Here is a 5,868-nt window from a genome sequence, read left to right on the forward strand (position 1 = left end):
CATACTGCTTCCAAGTGTTTGTATTCATGCCGGAAAGCAATAGCAGACAGATTCCGGATTGTCCAGTTTTATTTTCTATCTTCTTGATTCAGCCTGTGTTACCACCACGGGTAACACAGCCCTGGGGGGCGGCGGGTCGCCCGGGAAAAAGATTGCATGCCCGGGGTTTCTGGTGTATTTTGCTCTGTGCTCCGGATGACAGTTCGGAGGGGGAAAAACAGGTGCGTTTCCGCGCGATTTTCAGGTAATATCGCCGCGCCAGACGGGCGCATGCCGATGAAAGAATCTTTACGTTTGAACGACGTTTTTGCCTACGGCCGGCTGCCACCCTCCGGGGGAGGCGGGGGTTTTCCAGCCACGGAGCGGCATCTGAAATGCATATGGTTTTCCCCTGAATTGCGCCCGGCGGAACTGCGCGCTGAAAACGGGGAAGAGGTCATTATTGAAAAACCGGGACGCTGGAATCTTGAGAAGGGCCCCGATTTTCTTGATGCGGTTTTGCGGGCGGGAGCCGCGCGCCGGAGGATCAAGGGCGACGTTGAAGTGCATATCCATCCTGCCGACTGGCAAAAACACGGCCATGCCGCCGACCCGGCGTACGCGCGCGTGATCGCCCATGTAACCTTTTTTCCCGGCCGCCTGCCGTCAAACGTCTTGCCGCCGTCCGCCCTGCAAATTGTTCTCAGGAAAAAACTCCTCGGCAACCCGTTGTTTTCGTTTGAGTCAATAGATGTTGCCGCTTATCCCTTCGCCGCCCGCGGGGACGATACTCCCTGCGCGCGGATCCTCTCCCGTTGTTCCCCCGGGGCGGTTTGCGGCCTGTTGTCCGCCGCCGGGAAACACCGCCTTGCGGTCAAGGCCGGGCGGCTGGCCGCGGCCGCGGAACAAAAGGGCCGGGACCAGGTTCTTTATGAGGAAATCATGGGCGCGCTGGGTTACAAAAACAACCGCCTGCCTTTTCGCCTGCTCGCCGAGCGCGTGCCGCTGGAAGCGCTCCGTGAATATTCCGGTTTGAATCCCGTCTTTGCCTACGCCCTTCTGGCTGGCGTGGCCGGCCTTTTACCGGCGTTAACCGGCGCGCGCTGGGATGATGAGAGCCGCCGTTTTGTGCGCAAACTCTGGAATTTCTGGTGGAAACAACGGGCGGAATGGTCGGCGCAGATCATTCCGGCCGGCTTGTGGTCATTGAGCGGCGTCCGCCCGCAGAATCATCCCCGGCGCCGGCTCATGGCCGCAGCCGACATCTTCACCAACAGGGAAATGCCGTCGGAAATGTTCGGCGGGCCGGAGGTTCCCGGCGCGGACGCCGGGCGGTGGATTGAAAACATCCTTGCCGTTCTGCAAAAGCCCGGCGATAATTACTGGCGCCGCCGGTTTGTCTTCGGTCAAAAACCGTCCGCGGCGGATATTGCCCTCATCGGCCGCCGGCGCGCCGCGGCTATTGTCTCCAACGTAATTATCCCTATGCAAATGGGCTTGCGCCGCTTGAAAAAGCCGCCGGATGACCTCTTGGCATGCCTGCCGGTTGAGGAAATGAATGCGGTCATCAGACAAAGCGCCTTTAACCTGCTTGGTCCGGACCATAATCCTTCCCTTTACCGCCGCGGATTGTTGCAGCAGGGGCTGATCCAGATATTCCACGATTTCTGCCTCGGCGACCGTTCCGACTGCGCCGCATGCGGACTGCTTGAAATGATTTCCGCTCTGAAAGGAGAAAAACACGATGCAGATTAAACCTCGCCGATTGTGCCTGGCCATGTCCGCAAAAAGCCGCGGTAATTCCGGCATGCAAGAAAAAACAATCCATTCCGAGCGTAAATTTACGGGCCGTCTGATCAAGACCGATCTGCTGGAGGTTGAATTGCAGGACGGCCTGCGGGCGCGGCGCGAGATTGTGCGGCATCCCGGCGCCGTTGCGGCGCTCTGCCGGCGGCGGGACAACCGGTTTGTCTTTGTGCGCCAGTTCCGCAAGGCGGTGGAAAGCGAACTGCTGGAAATTGTGGCCGGCACCCGCGAGCCGGGCGAGGGAGCGGGTGCCTGCATCCGCAGGGAAATCAGGGAAGAAACCGGTTATAAAGTCGTGGCGCTGGCGCGGCTGGGCCGCATCTATACCGCGCCCGGGTTTTGCGACGAGGGCATAGATGTTTTTTTTGCCCGACTCGGGGCCGCCGCCGTTTGCCCGGAACCGGACGCCGATGAGCGGATTATGCCGGTACTGCTTTCGGCAAAAGAGTTTGAAGCCATGCTGGCGGCCGGCAAAATCAGGGATGCCAAGACGCTGGCGGCCTGGACCATGTTCAGGGCCGCGCGGCGCGCACAATCATGGATCGCGGTTTGACATTAATGTCAATGAAAACAAGACTACCTCCATGGCTCCGGGTCCGGCTTGATACGGGCGGAAAATACGCGCGCGTGCATGCGTTGCTGCATGAACAGCGCCTGCACACCGTCTGTGAAAGCGCGCAGTGCCCGAACCGCCATGAATGTTTCCGGCGCGGCACGGCGACCATCATGATCCTGGGAAACGTCTGCACGCGCAACTGCGCTTTTTGCGCGGTTCCATCGGGAAAGCCGCAGGCGGTTGATCGGGATGAGCCGCGCCGCGCGGCTGCCCTGGTAAAAAATCTGAAATTGCGCCACGCGGTCATCACCAGCGTCACCCGCGACGATCTTCCCGACGGCGGGGCGGGTGTTTTTGCGGAAACCATTTCCGCCATCGGGGCCGCAATGAACGGCAGGACGACGGTGGAGGTATTGACGCCCGATTTTAACGGCGCGGAAAAAGCGCTGGCGGTTGTGCTGGAAGCGAAGCCGGATGTTTTCAACCACAATCTGGAGACGGTGGAACGTCTGCAGAAAGAAACGCGCCCCCAGGCCGGCTACCGGCGTTCTCTGGAGGTCCTGAAACGCGCGGCCATGTCCGGGAAGGCAAGAACAGTCAAATCCGGCTTAATGGCCGGCCTGGGGGAAAGCGATGCCGAACTTTACGAAGCCATGCGCGACTTGCTGCAACACGGATGCCAATGTTTGACCCTTGGCCAGTATTTGGCGCCGTCCAGGAGTCATCGGCCGGTCAAACGGTTTGTGCCTCCGGAAACTTTTGAAGAATACCGCCAACACGCTTTGAGGATGGGGTTCCGGGCGGTTGCCGCCGGACCGCTGGTGCGCTCGTCTTATCTGGCCGAGCATTTATTTAATGATGCCATTGCCCCGCGGCGGCCGCATTGAATTATTCATGGAAAACAGCTATTTATCGTATCGTCTTGCGCAGATTTTCAGCCGCCGGCTGCCGCGCCGGTTTTCATACTGGCTGGCGCTGCGCATTGCCGACCGGTTTTTCGCGGAGGATGAAAAAGGCCGCCGGGCGGTCATGGCCAATCTGGCGCATATTCTCCAGTCCAAAAACGTATCGGCCTCGGAGGAAACGCTGCGGCAGATGGCGCGCAGGACTTTTCAGTTGTTCGGGAAATACCTGGTGGATTTTTTCAAGTTTTCGCGGATGACCCCGGCGGAAGTCCGCCGCCTGGTCAGCATTGAGCACATTGATTACCTGGAACAGGCGCGCAGTTTTGACAAGGGCGTGATTTTTATCGCCGCCCATCTCGGCAACTGGGAGCTGGGCGGGGCGATCATGACCGCCCTCGGCTACCGGCTGAACGTGGTTTTCCTGCCCCAGCGGCTTGATAAAATAAACCGGCTTTTTGACCAACAGCGCAAAGAAAGGGGCATCCGGCTTATTCCGATCGGGCGCGCCGCGCGCGGGGTTCTGCAGGCCTTAAAACGAAAGGAATGCGTGGTGATGCTGGCGGACCGCGATTTTACGGCCCACCATCATATGGTAAATTTCTTCGGCAAGCCCGCCCTGCTTTCCAGCGGACCGGCGCGGATCGCGCTGCGCACAAAGACGCCGATTGTCCCGGCTTTTGTTTTGCGCCAGCCCAACGACACTTTCCTGCTCCGCTTTTATCCCCCGCTCATCGTCAGGGAGGATTCCACGCTGGAAGAAATCAACCTGAAAATCGGCGCGGTCATGGAAAAAGAAATTGCGCAGCATCCTGAACAGTGGTTCATTTTTGATCCTTTCTGGCAGAACAATACGGCCCGGGCGGTCGGCGCGCAACCGGCCGGGTTGCGGGACGGCGCGAAATAGTGTACAAATTCCCGATACGCCTGTTTTGCGGCCTCGGCGCGGAATTAAAAACAGAATGAGAACATTGATCGGCAAGCTCGGCGAAAATGCGCTGAACAAGGCGCGCGACACGGCGCATCTTTTTGCGCTCCTGTGGAGCATCCTGTTTCTGGCGGCCAAAGGCGGCGCCTGGCCGCGCACCACCCGTAACGTCTTTGCCCGCCAGATTTTATTTACCGGCGTTGAAGCGCTTAAATTTGTCTCGCTGGTCGCGATCATGACGGGTCTCTCCGTGGTCCTGCAGGCCCAGCTCTGGCTCGGCAAAACCGGGCAATCGCAGATGCTGGGAAGCATTCTCGTCATTGTCATTGTGCGCGAGCTGGCGCCCCTCCTGGTGAATTTTATCCTGATCGGCCGCAGCGGCACGGCGATTGCCGTGGAACTGGGCAACATGAAAGTCCTGGGGGAAATTCATCTTCTGGAATGCCAGGGCATTGCCCCCCTGCTTTATCTGATCATGCCGCGCGCGCTGGCTTTTGCCATATGCGTCTTTTGCCTGACCATCTGGTTTATTATAATCTCGTTCGGCGGCGGTTACCTGTATGGCATGCTGGCCGGCGTCGGCACCGGCGCGCCTGATTTGTTCATCGCCAACGTGCTTAGAGCCGTGCATCTGCCCGACGTGTTCAGCCTGTTGGCCAAAACTTTTCTGCCCGGCATGTTTACGGCCGTTATCTGCGCTTCCGAAGGCATCGGCGTGGGAACGGCGATTACGGAAGTGCCCCAGGCGGCGACCCGGGCCGTGGTGCGCTCAATTGCCGCGCTCTTTATTCTCTCGGCGCTCGTTTCAATTCTCACTTATGCTTGAAATGCCTGAAACAATAAATATTCTGGAGTTTGCAAATGTCGCCTTGCCGGCCGGCGCGCCCGGCCAGGCGGAAATGCGCGGGCTGACATTCAGCCTGCCGCCGGGGCGCCTTTTGCTTGTCCGGCTTGAAGCCGGCGGTGAAAACCTCCCGCTCGCCGACGCGGCCGAAGGCCTCCTTGCTCCGGAGGCCGGAGCCGTCCGCTGGCAGGGACGGGATTGGCGCGCCCTTGGTCCGGAGGATGAATTACGCGCCCGGGCACAGATCGGGAGAATCTTTGAAAAAAACGGATGGATCAGCAACCTCAATGTGATTGAAAATGTTACCTTGTCCGAGCGGCATCACACCCGCCGTCCGGAAAAAGAGATTATCGCGGAAGCGGACGCGTTGGCGCGCGCTTTCGGTCTGGAGGAAATACCCCGCCGCCGGCCGGTGTTTGTGCCAAAACGCGACCTGAAAATGGCGGAATGGGTCCGTGCCCTGATCGGAACACCTCTATTATTACTGCTTGAGCGCCCTGAAGAGGGCGTGCCGGACAACGACCTCCCGAAACTGATGGCCGCGGTGCAGGCAGCGCTGCAACGCGGCGCGGCGGCAATCTGGCAGACCGGCCGGGACGCGGTCTGGCGCGCCGCCAGCCGGGCAAATGAAATTCGTTATCGCATGCAGGGCGCGGAAATGATATTGGTAAAGGAAAAACAGCCATGAATCAGCCTTTCAAATTCAGGTTCGTCAATGAAATTGCGGGTGTGTTTGTGCTGGGCGCGATGGGTTTGTTGATCGCAGGTAGTTTTATGGCCGGCCGGGCCCAGGGTTTTTTTGAGCCGAAGTTCAGGCTTTACGCCGAATTTACCACGGAAGAAGGGGCTTTCG

At 59.0% G+C, this 5,868-nt stretch carries 7 protein-coding genes; all 7 read left to right on the forward strand.

What is annotated here, in order from left to right:
- Window positions 1-248, forward strand: a 248-nt coding sequence (locus PHP98_11495) for a hypothetical protein (GenBank protein ID MDD5484252.1), incomplete at its 5' end; no start/stop codon positions are given.
- A gap of 28 nt (window positions 249-276) precedes the next feature.
- A complete protein-coding gene (locus PHP98_11500) occupies window positions 277-1,734 on the forward strand; it encodes a DUF2851 family protein (protein ID MDD5484253.1) in 1,458 nt (485 codons plus the stop codon).
- Window positions 1,724-2,338 (forward strand): NUDIX hydrolase, encoded by a 615-nt coding sequence (locus tag PHP98_11505; protein ID MDD5484254.1) that lies wholly within the window; start codon window positions 1,724-1,726, stop codon window positions 2,336-2,338. Before PHP98_11500 ends, PHP98_11505 begins: the two co-directional genes overlap by 11 nt.
- An 11-nt stretch (window positions 2,339-2,349) precedes the next feature.
- Entirely contained in the window at window positions 2,350-3,228 is an 879-nt protein-coding gene (gene lipA, locus PHP98_11510) for a lipoyl synthase (GenBank protein ID MDD5484255.1), read from the forward strand.
- The gene (locus PHP98_11515; GenBank protein MDD5484256.1) at window positions 3,197-4,150 is read left to right on the forward strand and encodes a lysophospholipid acyltransferase family protein; all 954 of its coding nucleotides are present in this window, start codon (window positions 3,197-3,199) and stop codon (window positions 4,148-4,150) included. Before lipA ends, PHP98_11515 begins: the two co-directional genes overlap by 32 nt.
- A 55-nt stretch (window positions 4,151-4,205) precedes the next feature.
- Window positions 4,206-4,997, forward strand: coding sequence for an ABC transporter permease (locus tag PHP98_11520; GenBank protein ID MDD5484257.1), 792 nt, complete (start codon window positions 4,206-4,208; stop codon window positions 4,995-4,997).
- 1 nt (window position 4,998) lies between these two features.
- Window positions 4,999-5,703: a hypothetical protein gene (locus PHP98_11525; GenBank protein MDD5484258.1), complete on the forward strand. Its 705-nt coding sequence runs from the start codon at window positions 4,999-5,001 to the stop codon at window positions 5,701-5,703.
- Window positions 5,704-5,868: the final 165 nt, after the last annotated feature.

The sequence above is a fragment of the Kiritimatiellia bacterium genome, from assembly GCA_028715905.1.
In the GTDB taxonomy this organism is placed as follows: domain Bacteria; phylum Verrucomicrobiota; class Kiritimatiellia; order JAAZAB01; family JAAZAB01; genus JAQUQV01.